The sequence below is a fragment of the Microbacterium sp. SORGH_AS_0428 genome, assembly GCF_031453615.1.
Taxonomy (GTDB): Bacteria; Actinomycetota; Actinomycetes; order Actinomycetales; family Microbacteriaceae; genus Microbacterium.
In genome coordinates, this window is record NZ_JAVIZT010000001.1 from 2,892,264 (window position 1) to 2,911,401 (window position 19,138).

The 19,138-nt window shown below is 62.7% G+C and carries 19 protein-coding genes and 1 pseudogene; 12 read left to right on the plus strand and 8 right to left on the minus strand.

Features of this window, described 5'->3' with window-relative positions; translation table 11 throughout:
* Positions 1–22 precede the first annotated feature (22 nt).
* The 6 genes from QE374_RS14075 to QE374_RS14100 all read left to right on the plus strand — a co-directional run bounded on the left by QE374_RS14075 (position 23) and on the right by QE374_RS14100 (position 3,733).
* Positions 23–694 carry an RES domain-containing protein gene (locus QE374_RS14075; RefSeq protein WP_309735861.1) on the plus strand — a complete coding sequence of 224 codons (672 nt, stop codon included), beginning with the start codon at positions 23–25 and terminating at the stop codon, positions 692–694.
* 238 nt (positions 695–932) lie between these two features.
* Complete coding sequence (locus QE374_RS14080; protein WP_309735863.1) at positions 933–1,181, plus strand: hypothetical protein; 249 nt, start codon at positions 933–935, stop codon at positions 1,179–1,181.
* 53 nt (positions 1,182–1,234) lie between these two features.
* Positions 1,235–1,609, plus strand: a complete 375-nt coding sequence (locus QE374_RS14085) for a WXG100 family type VII secretion target (RefSeq protein ID WP_309735865.1) — start codon at positions 1,235–1,237, stop codon at positions 1,607–1,609.
* Complete coding sequence (locus QE374_RS14090) at positions 1,575–1,859, plus strand: WXG100 family type VII secretion target (RefSeq protein ID WP_309735867.1); 285 nt, start codon at positions 1,575–1,577, stop codon at positions 1,857–1,859. The genes QE374_RS14085 and QE374_RS14090 overlap by 35 nt, the downstream gene beginning before the upstream one ends.
* 3 nt (positions 1,860–1,862) lie before the next feature.
* Positions 1,863–3,269 carry a hypothetical protein gene (locus QE374_RS14095; RefSeq protein ID WP_309735869.1) on the plus strand — a complete coding sequence of 469 codons (1,407 nt, stop codon included), beginning with the start codon at positions 1,863–1,865 and terminating at the stop codon, positions 3,267–3,269.
* Positions 3,266–3,733 carry a hypothetical protein gene (locus QE374_RS14100; protein WP_309735871.1) on the plus strand — a complete coding sequence of 156 codons (468 nt, stop codon included), beginning with the start codon at positions 3,266–3,268 and terminating at the stop codon, positions 3,731–3,733. The genes QE374_RS14095 and QE374_RS14100 overlap by 4 nt, the downstream gene beginning before the upstream one ends.
* A gap of 401 nt (positions 3,734–4,134) precedes the next feature.
* On the opposite strand, the gene QE374_RS14105 is transcribed toward QE374_RS14100, so the two are convergent.
* Positions 4,135–5,742: a hypothetical protein gene (locus tag QE374_RS14105; protein WP_309735873.1), complete on the minus strand. Its 1,608-nt coding sequence runs from the start codon at positions 5,740–5,742 to the stop codon at positions 4,135–4,137.
* Positions 5,743–5,846: 104 nt separating this feature from the next.
* Positions 5,847–6,158, minus strand: coding sequence for a hypothetical protein (locus QE374_RS14110; protein ID WP_309735875.1), 312 nt, complete (start codon positions 6,156–6,158; stop codon positions 5,847–5,849).
* A 125-nt stretch (positions 6,159–6,283) separates the two neighbouring features.
* Between QE374_RS14110 and QE374_RS14115 the strand changes: the two genes are divergently transcribed.
* Entirely contained in the window at positions 6,284–7,276 is a 993-nt protein-coding gene (locus tag QE374_RS14115) for a PGN_0703 family putative restriction endonuclease (RefSeq protein ID WP_396653336.1), read from the plus strand.
* A 1-nt stretch (position 7,277) separates the two neighbouring features.
* Here QE374_RS14115 and QE374_RS14120 read toward each other — a convergent pair whose 3' ends face one another.
* Genes QE374_RS14120 through QE374_RS14130 form a run of 3 tightly spaced genes read right to left on the minus strand, consistent with a single transcriptional unit; the run spans position 7,278 to position 11,929 of the window.
* Positions 7,278–9,287, minus strand: coding sequence for a hypothetical protein (locus QE374_RS14120; protein WP_309735879.1), 2,010 nt, complete (start codon positions 9,285–9,287; stop codon positions 7,278–7,280).
* A complete protein-coding gene (locus QE374_RS14125; protein WP_309735881.1) occupies positions 9,284–11,149 on the minus strand; it encodes an AAA family ATPase in 1,866 nt (621 codons plus the stop codon). The genes QE374_RS14120 and QE374_RS14125 overlap by 4 nt, the downstream gene beginning before the upstream one ends.
* A gap of 39 nt (positions 11,150–11,188) precedes the next feature.
* Entirely contained in the window at positions 11,189–11,929 is a 741-nt protein-coding gene (locus QE374_RS14130; RefSeq protein WP_309735883.1) for a site-specific DNA-methyltransferase, read from the minus strand.
* A 257-nt stretch (positions 11,930–12,186) separates the two neighbouring features.
* Between QE374_RS14130 and QE374_RS14135 the strand changes: the two genes are divergently transcribed.
* Together QE374_RS14135 and QE374_RS14140 are read left to right on the plus strand one after the other, a co-directional pair.
* Positions 12,187–12,438 carry a hypothetical protein gene (locus QE374_RS14135; RefSeq protein ID WP_309735885.1) on the plus strand — a complete coding sequence of 84 codons (252 nt, stop codon included), beginning with the start codon at positions 12,187–12,189 and terminating at the stop codon, positions 12,436–12,438.
* A gap of 496 nt (positions 12,439–12,934) precedes the next feature.
* Positions 12,935–13,120 (plus strand): hypothetical protein, encoded by a 186-nt coding sequence (locus QE374_RS14140; RefSeq protein ID WP_309735887.1) that lies wholly within the window; start codon positions 12,935–12,937, stop codon positions 13,118–13,120.
* Here the strand turns inward: QE374_RS14140 and QE374_RS14145 are convergent.
* The 3 genes from QE374_RS14145 to QE374_RS14155 all read right to left on the minus strand — a co-directional run bounded on the left by QE374_RS14145 (position 13,117) and on the right by QE374_RS14155 (position 16,643).
* On the minus strand, positions 13,117–14,307 hold the full coding sequence (locus QE374_RS14145; protein ID WP_309735889.1) for a reverse transcriptase domain-containing protein: 1,191 nt from the start codon (positions 14,305–14,307) through the stop codon (positions 13,117–13,119). The genes QE374_RS14140 and QE374_RS14145 overlap by 4 nt on opposite strands.
* Positions 14,308–14,546: 239 nt before the next feature.
* The gene (locus tag QE374_RS14150) at positions 14,547–15,833 is read right to left on the minus strand and encodes a hypothetical protein (protein WP_309735891.1); all 1,287 of its coding nucleotides are present in this window, start codon (positions 15,831–15,833) and stop codon (positions 14,547–14,549) included.
* A 513-nt stretch (positions 15,834–16,346) separates the two neighbouring features.
* Positions 16,347–16,643: a helix-turn-helix domain-containing protein gene (locus tag QE374_RS14155; protein WP_309735894.1), complete on the minus strand. Its 297-nt coding sequence runs from the start codon at positions 16,641–16,643 to the stop codon at positions 16,347–16,349.
* A 224-nt stretch (positions 16,644–16,867) separates the two neighbouring features.
* Between QE374_RS14155 and QE374_RS14160 the strand changes: the two genes are divergently transcribed.
* The 3 genes and pseudogenes from QE374_RS14160 (at position 16,868) to QE374_RS14170 (ending at position 18,947) form a co-directional block, all read left to right on the plus strand.
* On the plus strand, positions 16,868–17,179 hold the full coding sequence (locus QE374_RS14160) for a hypothetical protein (protein WP_309735895.1): 312 nt from the start codon (positions 16,868–16,870) through the stop codon (positions 17,177–17,179).
* 261 nt (positions 17,180–17,440) lie between these two features.
* Positions 17,441–18,403 (plus strand): annotated as a pseudogene (locus tag QE374_RS14165) (IS3 family transposase).
* A 142-nt stretch (positions 18,404–18,545) separates the two neighbouring features.
* Positions 18,546–18,947 (plus strand): GNAT family N-acetyltransferase, encoded by a 402-nt coding sequence (locus tag QE374_RS14170; protein WP_309735897.1) that lies wholly within the window; start codon positions 18,546–18,548, stop codon positions 18,945–18,947.
* Positions 18,948–19,138 lie beyond the last annotated feature (191 nt).

Below are 19,138 nucleotides of genomic sequence, written 5' to 3' on the forward strand. Positions count from 1 at the left end.
AGGCTCGAATCAAACTAAATCTATGCCTCTCATTACACCTGACTTTCACAACGGCCCTGCCGATGCTCGCTGGTCTGACGTCAAGGTTGGTTCCCGTTTGGTTAGAATCGGGAAATCGATTTTTCCGGGTAACGGATATAATCCAAAACCGGTCGTGCCGAATTCCGCTACGAGCCGCGGACGCTTCAGTAGTACAGCACGAGATACCTTCGGAGCTCTCTATGTGGCAGAGCATGTCGCCGACGAGAGAGTGGCTATTCTCGAAATGCTTGAGCATAGGACTCTTGATCACAATCCGAACGGCGGTCTATTTTACTGCAAGCCTGAGCTGGTCGAAGATCTTTCCTTCTTTTATCTGAAGGTCAAGCTGCATATGCGCCTCGTCACCCTGACGGCCGCGCCGGATGCGCTGGGCCTGGGTGCGAATGAGGAAACCATCTACTCCGACAACTATCGTGTCACGAGGGAGTGGGCACGCTACATCAGGAAGAAAGTGCCCGACGCGAAAGGCATAGAGTACAGCCCGAAGCGATACAGAGACACGCGAGCCGGCGTTGCCATGGCTCTGTTTGAGGATCGGCTCCCGAAGGACTCCCTCGAGCTGGTCGGTGCACCGATCCCGCTTGTTTCGGATGCAGGACGAGAGATCTTTCTCGCGTGTCGTCCGTTCACCCGAGTGCTACCTGCTTGGTAGATCCACCGTGCTGAATGGGTGATTCAGCTTGATGATAATCCTGATCGTCGGGGTGCCCGCGAGGGCTGGGCGCCGGATGTTCGGAACGGGCGCGCTTGACGACCAGCGATGGCGTCTTGAGCCGCTTCTCGTCGAAGCGCAGGTCTGTGGACAACCGTGCCACACCTGTGTGCCGTTCAGTACGCTCCACGGCCATGGACGATCTCCTCGCAGCCGCGGGCCAGCCGTGGTGCCCGGAGTGCAGCACGGTGCTGCGGGCGCGGGCGTATGGGTTCCACTGCGGTGGCGCGACGTCGACGTACTCGATGTGGGCACGGGGGAGTCGATTACGCTCTCCGCTCTCGCCGCTGAACTGGGGCATAACGAGCACCGACTCGGGATGAGGATCTACCACTACGTTCGCCAGCGGTATCCGGAGCACCGCCCCGGCGACCCGTGGCTCCTGACCCCCGAACAGGCGGACGACGTCCGTCGCAACGTCCGTTGACACCCTGTGGATAATCCAGCGAGCGTGTCCATGCGCAGTCGTAGCCTCGAATCATGATCGTTCGGGCCGACTTCGATGCGCTGGTTGCTGAGACAGCGCGGCTCGACTCGGGCGTGGGAGACCTTGACGGACGCATCTCTTCGGTGCGGTCACGTGTCGCCGATCTGCTGGAACAGGGGTGGACGGGGGAGGCCGCCACTCAGTTCCGGCCGCTCTTCGAGGCATGGCAGGGCGCTGCCACATCCAGCGTGCAGCGCCTCGATGCGCTCATCGAGGGGCTCCGCGCGGCGACTCGTGATCTGGTCGCAGTAGAGCGATCGCACGAAGACGCCGCACGCGCACTGGAAGGGGCGACGCCGAGCATCGAGATGCAGCAGCTTATGGGGGGAAACCATGGCGTACAGGGCACATATCGCGCAGCTCACTGACGTTGTCGAGGAACTCGAACGGATCGCGAACGAGATCGCCGAGGTCCATGCCAACGCGGACGCCGCCTCACGACGACTCCATTCGACCTGGGAAGGCGAAGCGTCGCAGGCTCACACCACGGCGCACTCTGCCTGGAGCGCTGACGCCCGCGAGATGAATCAAGCGCTCGTGGCCATGCGGCAATTGCTGGCGGGTGCGCAGGCGAACTATGCCGCCGCAGTCGAAGCCAACACGCGGATGTGGGGCTGAGCGATGCTTATCGCCGTCGACCCCAATGCCTATTACGAGGCAGCAACCTGCTTCGGCAACGGTGTCGCCTCCGTTGTGGCGGACGCTGAGCGCGCGCTCGGGTCCGCGCTGGCAGGCTCGGAGCGTATCGCCGGAAGCGACGCGGCCGGCGGCGAATGGGCAGCTCAGTACGACCAGGTCGCGCAGCTCACTGCGCAGACGATCAATGACCTCGAGGCGGCGGCCCTGACGGTTGCTGAGCTGCTGAAGCAGTCGGGCGTGAACCACGCGGCCGCCGATGCCGATTCGAACCCACTGGGTGCGATCCTCCAATCGCCCGCGGCGAGTTGGTCATCGGAAGTCGGCGTATGCGTGAGCGTCCCGAGCGTGGCGGGTGGTTCCATCCCCACTCCCGATGGCTGGGAACAGCTCATCAGCCTGGTCGCGATTACGTGGCCAGACGGCGATGCCGGCAAGCTACGTGCCGTGGCGTCCGCGTGGCGCACCGTCGCCTCAACACTTGAGTCCGCATGGCCCGCCGTGACGGACGCACTTACCTCCCTTGATCAGATCCAGTCGCCTGAGATCGACGCTGCGCGCGGCGTCTGCATCACTGTGGGTGATGCGATTACGGACACCGCAACCCAAGCTCGAACACTCGCGGACGCAGCGGATGAGTATGCCGGCCACGTCGACGAAGTGCAGGCGGCGATGCGCGAGCAGATCAGCATCCTGCTCGCCGAGACTGTTCTCATCGAGGCGGTCGCCGTGGCCGCGGGTGCCGCAACCTACGGTGCTGGCTTCGTCGCTGGAACAGGACTCGCGGCGCTCAACGCCACGAAGTACGGCACCCGCCTGACCGCGATCGCGCTGCGCTTCATGGAAGGCTCGCGGGCGGTCCTTGCGAGCATGGCCTGGCACAGTCTCGACGCAACCAGCGCTTCACTCCGAGTCGTCATCGCCAAGACACCAGCGACTGCCGCGACCGCGAGCGTCACAGGAGCCGCAGCGTCGCTCACTGCGCTCGCGGACAAGCTCGCGAAGTCCCCGTGGATACTCGGACCATCGCCGCGCGGGTTCACGATCGAAGCGCGCCTTGGCGGCAACCTGCCATACGGGTTCCGCACGATCGACCGCTGGGACCAAGCAGCAGGGGTCGCGACGAGCATCAAGAGCGTCAACCTCGCGTCCAAGACGTATCAAAGTCCCGCACGCCTTCAGAGGCTCCTCACCGGGTACATCGACAAGATGGCTGCATACCGCGGCGGCACGCTGAGCAACGTCACGGTCGACGAATTCGATATCGTGACTCGACAGCTCCAACTCGCCATTCCCACGAAGGGCTCGAGCGAGCAACAAGCTGTCATCGCGGCGATGGCCGAGTATGCCCAGCAGCGAGGAGTGCAACTGATTGTCGAGGTGATCCGATGACGAGAGCGATCGTGGACGTCCACCTGCAACCCGATGGACGTGTGTTCGTCTTCACCTACTCCCGAGACACAGGCGGGTTCTGGGTCAGCGATGGCCTTCCTGCCGTACTCGAAGATGCGACCGATCTGGACGCGCTCGGGACCGCAGCACTGACAGCATTGGAGGCCAGCACCGAGGGCGTTGTGCCCGCGCGCGACCTTCGTGCTAATCCGCCTGACCAACAGCTGCTCGCGTGGGTGGGCGTCCAGACCTACGCCCAATATGCAAAGGGAGTGAGGTCGGCGAAGGTGCACGCGTTCTACGGTGACGACGGCACCCTGAACCGACTGCTCGTCACGCCTGAGACCAATCACGGACGCGAAGGCTTCACTCCTGACGTCGAACGACGTCAAGAGCTCGCGGCCTTCGGTGCAGAATCCATTGGAAGCGCACTCACGCAGGCCCTGCACATCGCCCGCGACTGACCGATGTGTACGTCCCTGTGGCGAACACTGAGGCCTTGCCCTGTCCCGAAGTTCAGGACTGGTGGAAACCAGCCTCCGGGGAACCGCGCCAGCGACGTGTGGCATGAACGTGCGGTGACCCCCGCGTGGCGTGCGCTCAGCCTCAGGAGACCTAAGGACAATTTCGTTCATTGGCGCATCGATAGCCGCAGCTAACAGGCCGGGATGCCAGCTCTGCAGGCTGCGGGGCAGACTGCAGAGCATGGGCGTCGGCGGCATCCCTGCACCAGAGGCGGTGGGGGACGATGAACTTAGGTCCTTCGAACGGCTAGTGTGGGCGACGGCTTCACGTGCCAAATGTCGCTCAGCGACGCAAGTAGCGAGGTCAACGCCGCGCACGCCGGGGCATCGGTTGGACGAGGCTAGATTCCGTACAGCTTGAGTGCCACGTGGTTCACTATTAGCCGACGTCCATGGTTATCGAGAGCGAAGTGGATCCGCCCAACCTCATTGGGCTTTACGCCGTCACGAACCTTTACATGCGGCACCTGTTCTCGACGTTCCCCTTCGAAAACGAAGTAGCGGAGCGACTTGTTCTTCTCGATCGTGTCATCAGCGGTCGAAACGTTCAGTCCGAAGTTCTGCTTGAACCAGTCATCGAGGTGTCCCGCTACTCCTGGATCGTCGCCGTACAGTTTCTGCGCCGCGCGCGCCAGAGTTGTGAGCGCTTGAGTCATATCCAGAGGGTCGGGATAGGAGATCTTCTTCCATGAGCGTCCCGCCGCTTCGGTGAAGACGATGCAGGAGCCGCTCGCGTCGGTGAGCGCGAGGAAGGTACCGGTGGGATCAGACGACTTCCTGAGCGGAGGAATCGTTTCCCACGGGTCAGTCGCGGCTTCCTCAACGGGCTCGAATTGACTGAGGTATAAGCCCCTCCAGTACTCCACCTGAGCGGTCAAGTCTTCGGCCGCGTCGGCGCGCGCCTTGAACGCCTCGACATCGTGAGCGTATGAGTCCGCCAGCGCCTGCGCTTCGGCGACCTCGCCATCGAGAATCGCTACCTGCGCGAGCAGCGCGTCACGCTCAGCACCGATGTCCGCAGCTTCTTGCGCGAGACGAACCCGCGCATCGGCATCGCTACGTGCCGCGCGCTGAACAGCATGACGAGCGCGCCGCCATCCCTCGTCGACGCCGCGTGTGAGTGCAGCCAGCGGAGCCAAGCGAGGCATCAGCCGGATACGGAGCACCTCACGGTCAGCAGCGGCTTCGACTTCCGCCGCCGTCACGTCTACGCCAGGTGCGTCGATGTTGGACCAGACCAGTCGAGCGCCACCGAACGGGATCTTCAGCCCTGGGATGGCTGCCTGGAGAGCTTCCCGCGTCGCATAGTTGAGCGTTACAACCCGCGCCAACCCAATAAGCTTGCTTGCTGCGACCCACGCGGCATCCCGAATCTCGGCCGACCGAGAGTGCACAAGCAGTATCGGAAGACGTGACGGAGACTTCAGCGCTTCCACCAGAGCGACGGTTTCATGCACGTCTCGTACCATCTGAAAACGTTCGTCAACGTGCTGCCCACCAATACGGAGCCGCATAGCTTCGTCCCGTGCGACTGCTCCCACAATGCCAGGCTGATACACGTCAGTGCTCCGTACCGGCGTGAGCGCTCCGCCGAGGTACTCCCGGCTGATGCCGACACGAAAGCTCACCCTCCCGGAGACCTCGCTAACGGTGACTCGAGTGGTTAGCTCAATCCCGGAGTCAAGAGTCTGCCGCACCGATACCCTCAGAGCGCGATCCATGCCAGCGGCGATTGACTCCCAAATGGCAACGCGGTCGGAAACAATCAGATCCCCCAGTTCGATCGGGGGCAGCGTCGCGTTCCCTGATTCAAGCAGCTCGGCCGAGCACACGATAACGTCGGATCCTCGGCTCAGCCATTGTGCGACATGCTCAAGCAATGACTCGAAGGCGGAGTCTCCCTCGCGCACGGACTCGACATCGAAATCGACCACGTAGAGAAGATGCACCAGCGCAACCTTTCGCCTGTCAGAGAGCGTCCCCCAGCCTTGGCACCCGGCGGTAGTCCGCTACTTCGTCTGACCCTATCGATTCCCTCATCGTGGGCCTACTGCTAAAGCCGATCGATCCAGGTGTCCTCTTCGCGGTCCGCCCATGCGTTGCCCGTGTTGACATGCCCAGACTGCGCCGCGCGAGCGCGAAGCATCTGGATCAGCACATTCGCCGGTCTGACCTCAAGCTCTGCCACGGAGACGATGCGGATGCCAGTCAGCTCAGCAACCACGTCAAACTGCGCGCGAGCACCAACGACGCCGATCTGAGCGAATAGCTCGCGAATCGTCTGCCGCTGCAGTGCGGTCATCGGAGTCGCCGCGTCACTCGCGGCGGGAAGCGTGTCATCAAGGTCGAATAGTGCACTCTCCATGGCGTCTATCCTGCCGGATGGATGAGATCGCCAAACCCGACCCTGGTTGCAACGGAAGCCCACCGGCGACCACAACTGGCGATAGTCGTGCGCAGGCGGCGAGTGCGGCCGGATAACGTTGAAAAATGCCCCTCGACGTTTCGCTCGCGGACCTCGGTGATCAGCCGCGACTATCAGAGGGCATACATGCACGCAGAGCCCGGTTTCACCAATCGTGGTATCGCGCTGCTCAGCTGGGCGTGAAGTCTTGGGGTAGCGCGCCGTCTGGCCGTCCATTCGGCAGCATCCTTCCTCCCGCAGCCGCCGAGGCCGGGCTGAACTTCGCCGCGTCAGAGTCGAGGCAGCTATTCCTGTCGCGACGACAGCAGGGCTGGGGGGCCGACCCGGTGCGAATGACTCGGCACATGACATCGAGCCAGACACTTCTGGTCAATCTGCTCGGCCCGCTCGGCTCAGACCCTACGTGGCTTCTTGAGGTACTCCGTTTGCTTCTTCAACGCTCCGACATCGCCGAGGTGATCCGCTGGGACATCGAGTTCGCGCCTCCGAGGCGGAGCCAGTACCTCGGCGACATGACGAGGCTCGACGCCTTCTTCCGTGTTCGTACTGATTTCGGCGTCGAAGGACTCGTGCTCGAGCTGAAGTACACTGATCGATTCAGCAGCCGCAGGATCGATGTCGCAGGCAGTCAAAGGTACGCAGAATTGGCGTCGAGCCGCGATCTGTGGCACGACCCCCAGGCGGCGTTCATCGATCCGACAATCGGACAGCTTCTGCGATGCCACGCGCTCGGCGAGCGGATCCTCCAAGTCGACGAACCAAGCGCCGGGGGCACGACGTTACTACTGGTAAGTCATCCGAACGATACGACAGCGCTCCTTGTGATGGACCGGTACCGCGCAGCTCTCACGAACAAATCGCGGGCCGTTGATCTGGCACTTGATCGGGTACTAGCTGTCGCACTGGCCACGGCTCCGAGCGCCAGCGCTGCCGCAGTCGTACGCGGCCTACAGCTCCGCTACCTCGACCATTGGGAGAGCGAACACCTATGGCAGGAGCACACAACGGATGTCGCACGACTGACTGGTCGCTCTCGCGGCCGCTTCACGATCCAATGATTCACGACGAGTTCGGCGACGTCGACTGGAGTGCGTCGTAAGTTCTCGCGAACAGCGTCTCGGCACCGATCACAAGGCGGTACACCTGCTGCCAACTTGTACGCGAGAGCACCTCACGGTGCGCTGCCGGAACTCGGTACGTCGAGTTGAGTCGATGCCAGCTTGATTCGAGGCTTGCCACGACGTCGAGATCGAGACCGAGTAGCTCCATCCTCGCCCGGATACTCTTCGATATCGTGCTGCCTTTGCCGCGCGCCGCGAGACCGACCGCATCGACAGCGGCGCCGAAGGTGCGCGTTTGTCGTGCCCAGTCTGTGTTTCCTGCCACGACGGATTGGATGAGCTGAGTGTAGATGAGGTGCTCGATAGCCGCGCACATCCCTATCACCGGCCCCGAGAAATCCGCTGTTGGGTCGAGCTGGTGGCCGACAAGGTCGGCGGTGGCCATCATGACCTGGACATCGCTCGCGAGCGCAGCCCATCGCTTCTCACCAACTAGCGCTTCTATGCGCTCACGACTCGGTCGAATCTCACCGAGGTGAGCGTTTCCCCACGAAGCGAGCAGCGTTCGTGTCGACTCGACCGTGTCCTCAGCTAGTTCCTGCGCGCTGCCCAGAGCGTCCGAGGCAGCCGTCGATGTCGGTGGAACGAGATCGATTTGTGACAGCAACGTAGTCACGACGTCGCGTAGAGCATCCTTTACGACATCCGGGGAAGCAGACGGGTTTAATGAGGCCGAGATCAGGGTCCCTCCAGCGTCATCATGAAACACATCGGCCGGTCTAGGCTCAGCTTCCGTCGTGTAGATCAGCACTCCGCCGACTGCGGGCTCGATGCCGAAGTTCTGGAGGTAGCCCAAGATTTTGTACAGCTCCTCGGCCGGGAGGCGGTCACGCTGACGAAGTTTAGGGTCAAGCACTGCGAGGCGTTCAGTCCCGCCCAGCGGTCGCGCCCGTACGACGATATCCGGGATCCCGCCTAGAGGACGCCCATCTTCCTTCACCCACCGCGCCGCGCTCAACTTCGTCACAGAAGGAATGCTCCGCTGGAAGTAGACGTCGATGCGCCCGGAGAAGTTCTCAAACGAATAAGCTGCGGCTTCGCGACGCCAAGCCCTGTTGATGATGGGCTCCGGCACATTCATTGCGTGGGCCAACTCGCGACCCAAGGTGCCCAGGCACCAGAGTTCAAAGAGCTTGTTGTCAAACTGATGACCGTACAGGGCGAGATCCACATCCCCGGGATCGACAGCAGGCAGACCGCTTAAGCAGGCCGACATCCACTCCACGAGCTCGCTGTACGGTCGCGCACTCGGAATCTCGCGCCGTTGCAGGCGCCGCTGCACCTGGGCCATCAGTCGATCAAGCGCCGGTCGCGTGCGGATTTCAGTTGCGCGTGGAGCGCTGCCCGCCAGAAGCGGCAGCTGGGCAAGCCTGCCCAGTCGCTCACGTTGCTGACGGACGGCACGGTACTCCACGGAACCGGAGGTTGCGATGCTCACAGCGAGGCTTCTCCGCAATTCTTCTCGGATCCAGGCCAATGCGTAGCTCGCTAGAACATTCTCAGGCGTCCGCGCGCCACGACGCACCTCAAGCACGGGATAGGTCAGTTCCTGGTCACCTCCGTGCGACCTGGTGACCCATCGATTGATGTCAAGCGCACCGCTCAGTGCGCCGACTTGCTCGGTACTGCGAAGCTCGTATCGGAATGTTGGTCGCGCGACCACGTCGCTCAAAATCTTGAGTAGGCGATTGCTGGCTGCAAGTGCCACACGCACACGCAAGCCCGCCAGAATTACGTCGAGCTCGTCAGGTTGCTCAGCCCGACTCCCGGATGCCCGATCGACCAGTTGCTGGTCGCCGGCAGCGAAGTAGACGCCGAGGAGCCCCAGGGAAGCCTCGATCGCCGCCTGACGTCCGCGGCTACTCAGGGCGCCACCGGGAGCGTGCTCAAGGAGGGCGGTATCAGCGCTGCTGGCTTCGCCCAGCCATTCGCCGTCGTGGTCAGTCATGCGCCATGGGGCTCAACAAGATGTTGTAGCGCAGCCCTCGATGCCGTGAGATTAGCCTGCTCGAACAGTTCCCGGGCGCGGTCCAACTGCGCGTCATCGATCTGGCCCATCTGCGGTACTAGGCGATCCGCGATGCCCCAGTCCAGGGCCTGCGCGGCCGGCAGGCCCCCGGCAAGCTGCAGCAGAACGATGCGAAGCACGTCCGCGACCTGGGCAGTGCCGACCGGCCAACCCGCTGCCAGATCCGACGATGTGCGCAGGCCGAGGATGAGTCTCTGCAGGGTCCCCAGTTCTGCCTCGATGGATGTCCGAATGACTTCGAGCGGCTGCACATCGATGACTCCACCGTAGGTCGCGGAGAGCCAGGCATAGGCCGCGTCTAGCGCATTTGCAGTTTCGGGGCTTAGGGCAGACGGGTCACCTTCGTATCCGGGTGCGTTGATGGTGATGAACTGGAATCGACGGGTCAGCCCCTGCGAGATCGGATTGACGAAGCTCGTGTCGAAGTCGTTCATTGCTGCGATGATTCGGAATCGCGCAGGCACCCAGAGCTGCTGACGGCCCTCCCCTTCGAACCACAGATCGATCGGACTTCGGAGCAGATGCTCCGGGTCGCTCGAAGACAACACCGTGTATAGCGATCCGATGGCCTTATCGATGTCGGCGCGGTTGAACTCGTCGATGAGGAGCCAGGTGCCCTGAATTCGCGGAAGTGCGTCGCTGCCCTCCGCTTCGACGTTGACCTCAGCGCGCACTTGAACGGCGCACTTGAGCGCGGCGTCCGCGACCTTGCCGTATGAGGGTTGGAGGCTGCCATCGGCAGCGGGGCGTAGCCCACCGACGACGTGGAACGGTGACCACTCACTTGTGGCTGTCGACTCGAGCAAGCGGACGCCGAAAGCGTCCGCGAGGATACGCGCCAGCGTGGTTTTGCCGGTGCCGGGCGGGCCCTGGAGCACGAGGTGCCCGACCAGAAGCGCGGTGACACAGCGACGCACCAACGCCTCGGCGTCCGGCAGAACCATCCGGGATGCCGCCAGCCTGTCGAGCACTGTCCGCGTCAGCCGCGCGACGTCAGCGTCACGCAGCGGATACCCCGAGAACTCGCGAGTCCACCGCAGGTCTTCCGGCTTGTCTAGGTGGCCGGATTCGATTTCAGCCTGGACCGCCTTCTGCGGGACGGTCGACGGCACCTCGAGCAGCACCTCGTCGTCAGATTGCGGACGCACGCGCTCCAAGATGTCCTCGCTCGAAGGCTCATCTGTCCACAATGCACCGTCCATTGGCTGGCGGGGTATCAGATAGTCCGGGACGTCACGGACATAGAAATCCTCGAGGTCGGTGCCGTCGAGTGGGAACTCGGCATCGAACCAATCGAGGAAGGCCTCTGGATTCTCGAGATCCTCATGCCGCCCCAGCCAGAGTGCCAGACTCATGCGCGAGACAGGTTTGATGCCACGTCGCTCAAGCGCCGCCCCCGCGGACGGTCGAAGCGCAGTTCCAAGCCGCTTCGTATGTTCTGGATTCCACTCGATCTCGAACAGCTCGCGCCCGAGTTCGTCCTGTGTGCGCTGGCGCTGCAACGTCGATCCCGGATAGTCCGAGTTGATGAACACTGGCGGCTCCTGCCACACCGCGAGATAGGGCTTGTTGCCGTCACGCAGCCGGAAAGATTCCAGCACTGGCTTCTCCTGGCGACTACCAAAGTTGGGGATCACTGGCAGGCGCGGGCCCGCAACTAACACGCTGCCATTCGGCTTGCTAGCCGCCAGCAACGCCGGAATCGTGACGATCGTCAGAGCATGACAATCTGCAAGATCAACTGCGGCGGCGGCGAGCGTCTCAGGCGAAGGGTAAGGCACGAGCCAAACGTATCGGCTCCGTCCGACACCGAACAGAACCTAGGCGACGCCGCTTGCCTGATCGTTCTCCAAGGCGCCTGCGATGTATGCACAGAACGTCGGGTTCAGCTCGATCCCGATCGCACTTCTGTTCATCTCCAGCGCGACCGACATCGTTGTGCCACCACCGACGAATGGGTCGAGCACTGTGCCGCCTTCAGGGCAGCCGATTGCGATGCATCGCCGGACGAGCTCACGTGGGTACGGTGCGTAGTGAGTGCCCCGCGCGAGCGAGTTACGTTCTGGCTCAATCAGCCAGACGTCCTCTTCTCCGTCGAGACCCTCGCGGTCGAAGTAGTAGCGCGGGGACTTCGTGAACATGAAGACGTGCTCAAACTTTCGCCACGGGCGATCCTTCGCGGTGGGCTCGGGAATGCTCGTGTTCCGCATCCAGATGATGTCGCTGCGCAATGTCCAACCTGCCTGCTGCATTGCGAGCGCAACACGCCAGGGAATGCCAATCAGTGACTTGCGCGGAAGGCCGAGGCCGGGACCATCGACCGCCCTGAGCCTGTCCATGCGGCGGCTCTTGTGCTTCGGGTCTTCGCCATGTGGCCGCCCCTTGGCGTTGTAGTAGGTGTCGCCCAGGTTTAGGAAGAGGGTTCCACTGGGTTTGAGGGCGTCCTTCAGCGCTCCCATCGACGCCACGATGTTGTCGACGAAGCCGTCGATGCTCGCTTCCATGCCGATCTGGCCATCCACGTTGTAGTCGCGCTGCCAGTAGTAGGGCGGGCTTGTCACCACACAATCGACGGAATCGGGCTCAATCCGGGCAGATTGCTCTCGGCAGTCCCCTTCCAGGAGCGTCCAGGCGCTCTCGCCCCGTGATCCCGTCGCAAAGACGTTGGGGGACCCATCCGCTGGGGTTGCCGAGCTCATTCTGGGTATGTCCTCTCGTGGTACTCAATGCACCATACCTCACTGTAAGAGTTCTCCGTCGGAACTGCCGCGCGGCGCGCCGCGAAGCATCGAGGCCACATGCCATCTACCGTGGCCTGGTGGACGACGCCCGATTCCTGGCAGGACCGAAGGAAGTCGGAGTCGTGCTCGGTGTTGAACCAAACACTGTAAACGTGTGGCAGCGTCGCCAGGAATCGACGACGCCGTTTCCGTCTCCGGTCGTCCGGCTCGCAGGCATGGCGGTGTGGGATATCCGCGAGGTGATCGCGTGGGCCGACGAGACGGGACGAACTGTTCGGCAGCGCGACTACTCGGCGCCTGGCTGGAACGCGATCGCCTCGATCGGATAGTGGACTGTCCATAGGGCAGGAGGCTACAGAGGGCCGCTGACAAAGTCCGGCCCTGGCCTGAAACGCCCGATTCGGTGGCGCCTACGTGGGCCGCCTCTCCGCCGAGGAGCGAACCAAGCGGGTTGCGCAAACTGCCGCGCGGGCGACGAACCGTTCCGCTCGCAAGTAGCGAGGTGGACTCGACCAACCATTCTCGGTCGTACGAGTACTACCGCGACGGGAAGGTCGCAGTGACGCGTATTGACGGCGAACCGATACGAGTCGAGCGGAGGTTGTGGGGTCAACGTCTCTGCTGGTGCGTCGTCGAACAGAACGCGCCTTGTGGATAGCTTTGTTCGGCCGAACGGTCAAGCAACACATAACCACCATTCAGTACTGCTCCGACTGGGCCGACCGCCTCACAAGTACCTCAGTAACCAACCCGCTCGGCGGAGCGAACAGCGTGAACGACGGGGTCAGTAGCGGTGCGCTTACTTATGGCCCGCGAGGAAACGTGATGAAGCTCGGCGACATGCTGTTCGAGTATGACGCGACGAACCTGCACTCAAGAACTACATACGGCGACGGCGTGATGGTGAAGGTCGAACGCGACGCGTTGGGTCGCATCGCGACTCAACAGGTCGTGGCGGCAGGAACGCCGACCCAGACGACGTCCTTCCGACCTCCGGATCGGTGGATCTAGAGGTCCTTCGCGGCCGCCGGGAAGCTGGCGTCTGCGCGCGCAAAGTAGGACTCGGCGACGGACGGTTGCACGTCGTAGGCGTACCGGATCAGGCCATAGAGGAAATTCCCGAACCCGAGGACATCGTCGAAGCCCGCGTGTCGGCTATGGGCGGCAAACCCAAAGCGCTCGATCCCTCGCAGGTGAAACTCAATTCGATCGCGCACTCGCCGCGGAAGGCGGCTCCGATCGCCGTCGACTCGAACCCCGAGTACTACCAACGGACGGCCGGGCGTCACGATTTTGGTTTTTCTTCGGTTAGGCGTGAGCAGATTGCGGTCGAGAATGGCCGTCGCCTCGTGAAGGATCTTCTCCGCGCGGTCGCGGTTGAACGGTTCGCTCGATGAGAGCGTGATGTCGTCCGCATAGCGCGTGTATGTCATTTCTCGCGACACGGCGAGCGCCGACAAATCGGCGTCGAGGTGTCGCGACAGAAGGTTAGATATCGCCCCGCTGGACGGAGAGCCTTGGGGAAGGTACCCAAGGCGGATTCCCTGCGGATGAGCGAGATACTCAGGGGTCTCGCCATCCGGGCTGAACAAGACAGACATCAGGTCTGTGTCGGGGACAGGGCGACGATGACTAACTGATGCGTACTTCTTGGGTAGCCAGGTCTGAGGTGTCGATACGTGGCGCGTTACGATCCTCGAGATCTCCAGACTCACCAGCGGCGTGTACTCCACGGATCGCAGGAGCGCGAAGACCTGTGCTTCGTCGAACTCGTGGAAAAAGTCCTTCACGTCGAGCTTGAGAAGCCAGCTCGCTCCCACGTGCTGCCGAGCACATTGGGGAGCGGAGCGGCCAGCGACGTACGCGAACGCGTGCGCGCTCACCGGAATGCGTCCGAAGACGTTGTCGAGCAACCAACGTTGAACTTGGCGAAGCTCTGCTGTTGGCGCAGCGATCATGCGTTTTGACACTCGATCTCTCTTGCGGATCTCGTGCAAGTGATACGGATCAGAAGCGCGGGCAGCGACGCGTTCGAGAAGGCCCAATGACACATCCGCCTGAACAGCCAGATGGTTCAGAGTAAGCACGGGAGCGACGCCAGCCGCTTCCTGCGCCTGGCTGAGTTGGATGGCCCGCTCGACCACTGCGCGGTCAAGGCCTGCAGGAGCGTTCTTTCGATAGAGGTGAGGAGACTTCACTGGCGACTACCTTGGGTCAGAGCCCCGGAGGGGCGGGCGACCCTCGCGTCCAAGTCTTGCCGCAGGGGCAAAGCGAGGGTCGTCCTCCTTTCGGAACCGTCAGATTGTTCTCACCCGTGCGAACTGCACGGATGCGCCGAGATCGGCGTTCTCTGGCTGCTTCATGAACATAGTCAGAAGTCTTGCAGAGACGGCCGCCGCGTAACACGGCGGCGCTTATCTAGTCCCGCGAAGCCCCCTCACCTCAACTGTTGAGGATAGTACGGGGCCGGCGGTTTTGCTGGCGAGGGAGGCGGGGATGTGGCGTCGACCGCGCGAATTGACAGGTGACCTGGCTCCTCGGCGGCAGGAACTGCAGGTCTGGGTTTGGGAGTTCGAACCCGCGCGCGTCGGCGAAGCACCTCTCTGCCGCGATCCGTGAGGCTTAGCTTCACCTCGTCGAGCGGTGAGGCTGACCTAGGATCGCCGCTATGAGAGTCGGAGTGGAACGCCGACGCGAAGTCGGCATACCCTTCTATGAGCTTGAGGTCATAGGACGCGCGTGCCACCGAGTGGAGGCGGGTCAACGACATTGCACCTGCCTTCATTAGGTCGACAGGACGGCGGTGTCCAGCGTCGATCGCGCTGAGTAGGGCGAGGATGCCAGGGCCGTATTTGCCGGCTAACGATCGATTACGAGCCTGCGCATCGACTCGCGCTGACCGGAGCACTCTGATGGGGTTGGTCCGGCCAAGCCTGCGAAGCGCCGCCAGCAGGCTGTGCGGCGCCCGATATCCCTGCAGCGCGGCCATCTCGGTGCTCTCCAGGGCATAATCGCGACCGTGGGGGAGCAGTGGCGACCATGTTGTGCCTTGTCGTCCGGTCGTCTGCCTCATGATCGCAGGCGTTCCGTTGCCGAACGTGTGACCAAACACTTGTAGCGACTCGGCATTCTTCCTGCCGAGCGTTTCGCGCTTTATCGAACCGTACTTCCTGCACAGCGCGCGGACCTCTTCAAGCTGTTGGTCGCTCCAGTCGGTTGTTTCGAACGTCCGGCTGAGTTGCTCGAAGTGAACCACTGCTTTGCGGCGAAGCGAAGCGAGTGCGGACTCAGTGATGGAGTGTGTAACAATCTCGAACCGTAGCCAGCCGAACGACTTCCAGCTTCGCAACCGCGGATTCGCTTGCATGAATGCCAGGAAGGTGCTGATTTCCTGCCCAGACGCGATGTTGTCTGTCACGAGAAGGACTCGATGAACGCGAGACGCATGCATCTGTTCGACGGTCGCATCGACCAACACATTCAGCGCGGTAGCGGATTTCAGGAGGATGTTCTGCACGATCAGCTCGCTGCCGGTATGCACAGTCGATGGGCATCGCAGCGAAGTTATCGGCGCATGCGGACCGGTGCAATCGAAGTAGTGCGGTGCGAAATTTTTCGGCAGATTGTGTACTGCGTAGGCGGCGACAGGCGGGGCCGACTGCTCTCCACAAGCGCGCTTGAGGAGGGTCTTCATTTCTCTTCGGAACTGGTCGTTGGAGACCATCTCTAAGCCGTCCAGGAGTCGACGCGCGGCGGGCTGGTCCTCATCCTGGAAATTCGAGAGCCACGCCCGACCCGATCTGGTAACTGTGAGACTGGGCATCGATTTCGTCCTCATCCGTGGCTAGTGCGTTCGTGATCAATCACTATCCCACTCGGGGCAGGCGTCATGGCTCCGAGCTGACTCGTCACAAGATAGTTGGTCGCGATCATCTCAGCTCAGCGGGCGGAAGCGCAGCCGCACCCGAACTCAGGCATCTTCGTACAGCGCGGCTATCTGATCGTTCTCACTGACGGTCAGGTGCGAGGGACCGGGAGCACTGAGTTCTCGCTTTCGGCATCTTCCGCCCGTTCGATGGAGTGTTCGGAGCGACGCCGCGGAGAACTGGGAACCGTCCAAGAAGCATCGCGCCGTGATCATGCCGCTCGTCAACCCAGACATCGACTACGACAAGCTTGCTCGCGCCCTACTGGACCAGGCCAGGCGTGAGACACGTGGGGAGTTCCGCGATGCTGCCTAACCCGCGCCACCGCGGCGTGGGGGAGTGAGCCCTGCGGCAACGAGGGTGGCCCGCACGGTCTTCGGATCTCGTCCCACACGTCGGCCGACTTCGTTCATCGAGAGTCCCTCCTCGAACAGCGCGACCATCTGCTTCCGCTCGCTCGAGAGCACTTCAGTGCGGAGCACGACACCTGCTGCAGCTAGACGAGCAGAGACGGTCGTGTCATGAAGACCAAACTGGCGACCGACCTGCTCGACCGTTGCCCCGGCTTGATAGGCGGCCACGAGTTGTGCCGCCTCGTCGGCCGTCACACGGCGAGCTCGTCCCGGTTCCCGTGTTTCCGGGCGAACGGCCCGCGTGAGCGTCCTCGCAACTTCGCCGCTCTGCCATGCCCGGAGCAGGGCGCTTACCGGGGGTGAATTAAGTGCAAGCACCTCAGTTAGGGGCACTGCCGTTAGCCCCACCCATGCCAGATTCATCAACCTCAGGCGTGGGTGGGGCAACGCTTCTCCGCCCTCCACCAGCAAGAGACCAGGTGACGGAGTTTCGCGGCGCCGCAGTCGCAGAGAGCATCGCTGAGGTCCGTGCATGGGCCGTCTTGCACCTACACGATCAAGTCGACAGCGATGGCCAGCTGTACCCGTCGCTGTTGGTCTGGCGCACCGGATTCGGCCACGTCGGCCAACATCTCCCGATCCTTATCAGTCGGTGGAGCGGCTACCAGAGCATGGCTGAACTCGTTGCCGTCAACACGTCGGCGTGTAGCGGCAAAGACGGACGTGACGTCATCACCGTCACCGCGGAGGGCGGGCGGGCGGCCGTGCTCGGCATACCACCGGCGGGATGACCTTCGGACGGCTGTGAGCGGCACGTACTTGCCATTGCAAATGGCGGCCGACTTGCTAGACCGTGGCGCCGGCTCGATACGCCAGTACTAGATGCGCCACCTCATCCGCCGTCGCGCGACGAGCTCGCCCTGGTTCCCGTGCCTCCGGGCGAACAGCCCGTGCGAGCGTGCTCGTAACCTCACCGCTTTGCCATGGGCACTGCTGAAGGTTTGGGTGACTCCTGATCTGTGGTGATTCGTCACCGCTGGAAGGATGTCCTCATGCCTAAGCCGTTCCCCAAGGAGTTCCGGGACGATGTCGTTGCGATCGCGTTGAAGCGGGAGTCCTCGTTCGCGCAGATCGTGAAGGACTTCGGGATCTCTGAGTCGTGCGTGCCGCGATGGGTGAGGATCGCCGAGGCCGACGGCGGTCGCCGGCCCGGTGTCAGCTCGAGCGATGTGGCCGAGAACCGTGAGTTACGTAAGCGGGTGAAGCTGCTTGAGCAGGAGGTGGAGATCCTGCGGCGGACGGCGGCGTATCTGTCGCAGGCGAACCTGTCCGGCCCAAAGGGCTCTACCCGCGCGTAAGTGAACTCGCCGTCGACGGGATCCCCGTCGGGGTGACGTGTCGGGTGTTGAAGTTCGCGAAACAGCCGTACTACCGGTGGTTGCAGGATCCTGTCTCGCGGCGCGACTGGGACGATGCGCACCTGATCAACGCGGCGATCGATGTGCATGCCGACGATCCCGCGTTCGGATACCGGTTCATCGCCGACGAGCGCGCCGAGGCTGGGTTCACCGCATCGTAGAGGCGGGTCTGGCGGGTGTGTTCGGAGAACGAGATCTTCAGTGCATTCGTCCGCAAACGCCGCGGCAAGGGGCGCCTTGTCGGTCCTCCGCTGCGAGATGATCTCGTCCGGCGCGAGTTCACCGCGGCTGGCCCTCACCGGCTCTGGCTCACCGAAATCTCCGAGCATCCGACCGGCGAGGGCAAGGTCTATCTCTGCGCGGTGAGGGACGTTTGGCGCTCCCAGCGACAACGCGGCCATGGAATCGTTCTTCGTGCTCCTCCAGAAGAACGTCCTCAACTGCCGCCGCTGGACCACCCGCGACGACCTCCGCCTCGCGATCGTGACCTGGATCGAACGGACCTCCCACCGCCGTCGCCGACAACGCGTCCTCGGCGAATTGACGCCCGTCGAGTTCGAAGCCATCATCACCACACATGCCGCATCAGCGGCCTAACAAGAAGAGTCACCAAGACCTTCAGCAGTCCCCGTTGCGCATCCGCAGGCGTGTGGCGGCCTGGCTTTCGCCGCCGCCGCCTGCTATCTCGTATCGCTCGGTTGGCGCTGATCCCGACCCGGGGTCGCAGTACCCTGTCAGCATGGACTACTCCCTCTCCGTCCCCTCCGCGACTGAGTTCAAAGCGCTCTATGACGAGACTGGTTGGGGAGACTGGACCCTGGAGCGGTTCGAGCAAGCCCTGTCCGGGAGCTGGATCGTCTGCACTGTCCGGGACGACGTGGGCCGCTTGGTCGGGATGGGCAGGCTCATCAGCGACGGGGCGCTCCACGCCTTCGTGACCGAGATGATCGTCACGGAACACGCTCGGGGCGCGGGTATCGGAGGGCAGATCCTCGCGCGTCTGGTAGATGAGGCACGTCGCCGTGGTGTCGACGACGTCCAGCTCTTTGCGGCCCGGGGACGAGTCGAGTTCTACGAACGCCACGGCTTCGAGCGCCGCCCCGAGAATGGTCCCGGCATGGACGTGGCCAGCCTTCGGTAAGGCATCCGCAGAAGAGACTATGAGCCGCCGGCTCGATCAGTCGGGGGAATGCGGCGTTCTACGTGTACGGCGGACCGGGTGGAGGGCACATAGACCGCTCCTGCTTTCGAGCTACGACGCGCTGAGCGGTTTACCGTTCCGGGGTGAATCGCGGCGATAGATGTCGCGCTTGTCGCATCGTTGAGTGTCCG

Bases quoted from the DNA above. Each gene is read 5' to 3' on its own strand.
- QE374_RS14115 (WP_396653336.1), top strand. From the start codon at position 6,284: ATGCCCCTCGACGTTTCGCTCGCGGACCTCGGTGATCAGCCGCGACTA.
- QE374_RS14140 (WP_309735887.1), top strand. From the start codon at position 12,935: ATGAAGCTCGGCGACATGCTGTTCGAGTATGACGCGACGAACCTGCAC.
- QE374_RS14170 (WP_309735897.1), top strand. From the start codon at position 18,546: ATGGACTACTCCCTCTCCGTCCCCTCCGCGACTGAGTTCAAAGCGCTC.
- QE374_RS14150 (WP_309735891.1), bottom strand. From the start codon at position 15,833: ATGGTCTCCAACGACCAGTTCCGAAGAGAAATGAAGACCCTCCTCAAG.
- QE374_RS14090 (WP_309735867.1), top strand. From the start codon at position 1,575: ATGGCGTACAGGGCACATATCGCGCAGCTCACTGACGTTGTCGAGGAA.
- QE374_RS14120 (WP_309735879.1), bottom strand. From the start codon at position 9,287: ATGACTGACCACGACGGCGAATGGCTGGGCGAAGCCAGCAGCGCTGAT.
- QE374_RS14095 (WP_309735869.1), top strand. From the start codon at position 1,863: ATGCTTATCGCCGTCGACCCCAATGCCTATTACGAGGCAGCAACCTGC.
- QE374_RS14075 (WP_309735861.1), top strand. From the start codon at position 23: ATGCCTCTCATTACACCTGACTTTCACAACGGCCCTGCCGATGCTCGC.
- QE374_RS14085 (WP_309735865.1), top strand. From the start codon at position 1,235: ATGATCGTTCGGGCCGACTTCGATGCGCTGGTTGCTGAGACAGCGCGG.
- QE374_RS14110 (WP_309735875.1), bottom strand. From the start codon at position 6,158: ATGGAGAGTGCACTATTCGACCTTGATGACACGCTTCCCGCCGCGAGT.
- QE374_RS14100 (WP_309735871.1), top strand. From the start codon at position 3,266: ATGACGAGAGCGATCGTGGACGTCCACCTGCAACCCGATGGACGTGTG.